Annotated in this window: 6 protein-coding genes; all 6 read right to left on the bottom strand. The window is 60.7% G+C overall.

The window, feature by feature from the left end; translation table 11 throughout:
* Positions 1-293 (bottom strand): DUF932 domain-containing protein (locus tag CBW22_RS25730; RefSeq protein WP_141097392.1); only part of this gene is annotated, 293 nt, incomplete at its 3' end.
* Positions 294-349: 56 nt separating this feature from the next.
* Positions 350-664 carry a hypothetical protein gene (locus tag CBW22_RS25735; protein ID WP_088518248.1) on the bottom strand — a complete coding sequence of 105 codons (315 nt, stop codon included), beginning with the start codon at positions 662-664 and terminating at the stop codon, positions 350-352.
* Positions 665-1,297: 633 nt separating this feature from the next.
* A complete protein-coding gene (locus tag CBW22_RS25740) occupies positions 1,298-1,690 on the bottom strand; it encodes a hypothetical protein (RefSeq protein WP_141097393.1) in 393 nt (130 codons plus the stop codon).
* Positions 1,691-1,891: 201 nt separating this feature from the next.
* Positions 1,892-2,461 (bottom strand): hypothetical protein, encoded by a 570-nt coding sequence (locus CBW22_RS25745; RefSeq protein WP_088518250.1) that lies wholly within the window; start codon positions 2,459-2,461, stop codon positions 1,892-1,894.
* Entirely contained in the window at positions 2,458-2,607 is a 150-nt protein-coding gene (locus CBW22_RS26895; protein WP_059012506.1) for a hypothetical protein, read from the bottom strand. Before CBW22_RS26895 ends, CBW22_RS25745 begins: the two co-directional genes overlap by 4 nt.
* Positions 2,608-2,690: 83 nt before the next feature.
* Positions 2,691-3,053 carry a hypothetical protein gene (locus tag CBW22_RS25755; protein ID WP_059012508.1) on the bottom strand — a complete coding sequence of 121 codons (363 nt, stop codon included), beginning with the start codon at positions 3,051-3,053 and terminating at the stop codon, positions 2,691-2,693.
* Positions 3,054-3,093: the final 40 nt, after the last annotated feature.

Genomic DNA, 3,093 nt, shown 5'->3' on the forward strand with positions numbered 1-3,093 from the left:
ACTTCCCCGCCGCCGTTATTATTTCCCCGGCGCAGGCGGATCATGTGTTTGGTAAAGTCGCGGCGCTCCGGGTCGCGCACGCGGGACTGGCTCGCAAAATAAGGCTGAAAGCCTTCCTCGCGCAGTTTATCCAGCAGTGTAACGGTCGGAATATAGGTATAACGGTCTGAGCGCGAGTCATGTTTCTCTTCGGAAAATGCGCTCGGCACGACGCGCATTAATTCGTCATTGCTCAGCGGGTGATTTTTACGTACGGAGGTCGGGGCAGCGTAGCGGGTAGCAAAACGGACCATAATCAGATTCCTTATATTGAGAAAGAGGTTGAAATAAATCTGTTTTCTGACCGGGATCAGTTCCCGGCCGCAGCGGCGGCGTAATACTCCCGGACGACCACAAATCCGGTGTCGTATTCCTGGACGGCTGCGGGATAGCCTTTGTGGACATAAATCTTCAGGGCTTCCGGCTCCGGGGTGGGCTCCTCAATCAGCACCAGTCCGGCCAGTACGGCACTGTGTACGCCTGCCACGCCGGTAAACTCCCCATTCGCACGGATCCAGCGGTACAGGTCCACAAACTGAGCCGGGCTCAGGTCGATGCTTTCCTGTCCCTTCACCCATGTTTCGGTAGATTCGGCAGCGGCGGTTTTGACGTTCTGTGTGTTCATGCTGGTTCTCCTGTTGTCGGTTGCTGAAACCATGTTTCGGTGAGTTCGTTGCGGCGAAGGGCAAAGGAGCAACGACGAAGAGAGGGCATAAAGGGGCGACGACGAAAAGTTTTTGCGGCATCTGGCAAAAAGTTTTTGGCGGCGTGCACTTCACCCCTTTCTGCACGAACCGGCGGTGCTACGACCAGCCCTCCGCAACGGACTGGCCGTAACATGCGCAGACGGGGGTGGGATGAGCAGGAATGCACCCCGGACGGCTTTGCCGGTCCGGGCCTTAGCGGCCACGGCTTTTCGTGGCCAGTGAACGCGCGGGCGCGAGCCCGCTGCAGGGGTTGACCTCAGCCATCAGACCCTAGCCGCAGGCCCGGAACGCGGTCCCTCGCGGTCCGGCGGAGCTTGCCGGCTCTGCCGGTTAGCGGAGTAGGGCTCGACGACCCGGCTTGCCGGGGAGCCGAAGGGGGCCATGGCCCGTGACGTGCGGGTGTGTATTATTTCAGGAGGAAAATGGCAGAAGCACAGCAGCAGGAGCAAAGAGAGCAGGACAGATCGACGTCTGTCTCACATGAGTAAGCGCACGCGACGGAAGAAAGCCGGTGCGTCAGCACAGGGTTTTTACCGGCATAGCCGCGGGGTTTATCCCTGCGCGCGCGTCCTGAAGCGGTACAGCGAAACCGCCACGATGGCCGCACCCATTATCATGGCCAAAAGCGGCAGCAGCAGCCCGTGGGATGCAGAGTACAGCATGTCAGCGCCTGCCGGTCCGCCCGCCGCCGGGTCAGCCAGCAGGGTCATTGCGCCCCACACGCACAGAAACACGCCGCCCACCGGAACGGTCAGCGCAAGGAGTTTAATCACTGCCCAGTCACCTGCGGGCTGTGGGTGCTTTGAGGCCAGCAGGCGCGCCAGCACGAAGCACATCGCGTAGCCGCACCAGTATGTCTGGCTTATATCGCCCGGCACCACGAACCGGAAGGCCAGCGCATAACCCAGGCTCAGCAGGGAACCCAGCATCAAAAAACTCATCATCGTCTCCTCGCGCGCTGCGCGGTCAGGCAGCATTGAAATTAAAATGTTCTGCAGGTGTTTTGCCACTTAAAGATGGCCAGTGCTATAGTTTTCATCGGGAACACCGGAAGTTCCCCCAAAGTCAGCTGTAAAACCGCCCGGCACTGCCGTAGCGGGCGGTGGAATCAGGCAGGGGGGTCTCCTCCCCTGCCTTTTTTCGTTCTAGTCTGTGACCTTCCGGTTATAGACCACCTTCCAGTCATGGTACGCCGCGCAGTCGCGCAGCGATTCAATGCGCACCACGTTCTCCGCCACGCCGTTCATCATCAGCACGCGCTCGATGCCCGTAAACCAGTCCTCCGCCGGGTTGAGCGGGAACCACAGGTTGCTGTTAATGTCGCTCAGCAGCGGATCGTTGCCGATGTGGATACCCCTCCCGTATCGGGTTTCGCTGCCGGTCACAATCAGCTCGCCGCGCAGCTCGCGCGTGACGGCGCAGCACGCCAGTTCTGTGACCACGTCATCCCAGCACCACTCTTTGTCCTCCGGCACCGGCAGCTCGACGCAGCGCAGATGCTTGTTGCCCGCCCGGGCGGTGCGCTGTGCGAGCCCCAGCACCGACGGTTCGTTACTCTCGCCATCCGCACCGGTGAGCCAGAATCCGTTGTAATAAAAGGCTTCGTCGCCGTTGTCCAGGCGGATAAAGCAGAAATCGCCCAGCGCACGCGTAATGTCGGCCTGCGTCACCTTTTGCTGCGCCGCGTCCGGGGACAGTGTGTTTTGTACGCTCATGACTGTACCTCCAGCTGCTGACGCACGGCGCGCATGAAATGCGGCCAGCTGCTGAACGTCATTTTCGGGACGCGCACGCCGCGACCGCTGTTAAAGCTTTTTACAAACGCCTGCGCCTGTGCGACGATTTGCGGGTCAAAATTCATATAACTCTCCTGAGTCAGGGTTTTGATGAGGTCGCCAGTTGCGTCTGGCGACCGTTGAGAAGGCAGGGGCAACCCTGCCTTTTTTACGTCTGTGTGTCGTCGGGCTCCATGCGGAGGCTGATATCCGTCAGGCGTGCCGCCAGTGCGCCGCTCGCCCGCCCCCAGATCACCTCGCCCCGGCTGCCGAACTGCGCGTGCACGATATGGCTCGCCACAATCCACGCGCGAAACGAGGACAGCGGCAGTGCGCTGTCCTGCACGGTATCGGCAATCTGCTGCGCCATGTCGTGTAGCGTGAGCCGCAGGTGCTCGTGCTCCTCGCGGGCGCTGAGGCGGTGCTTTCCCAGCTCCGTCAGGGTCGCCAGACTTTCTGCCAGGCCCGGCGTCAGGCCCGGGATTTCTGACTGCGTGGCCGCCAGCGTGGCGGCGGTATACGGTTCTTTCATCGTGTCGCTCCTTTAGTCAGTTTCCGGTGTGTCATTGCCG

It is taken from the genome of Pantoea sp. VS1 (assembly GCF_002207995.1).
In the GTDB taxonomy this organism is placed as follows: Bacteria; Pseudomonadota; Gammaproteobacteria; order Enterobacterales; family Enterobacteriaceae; genus Pantoea; species Pantoea dispersa.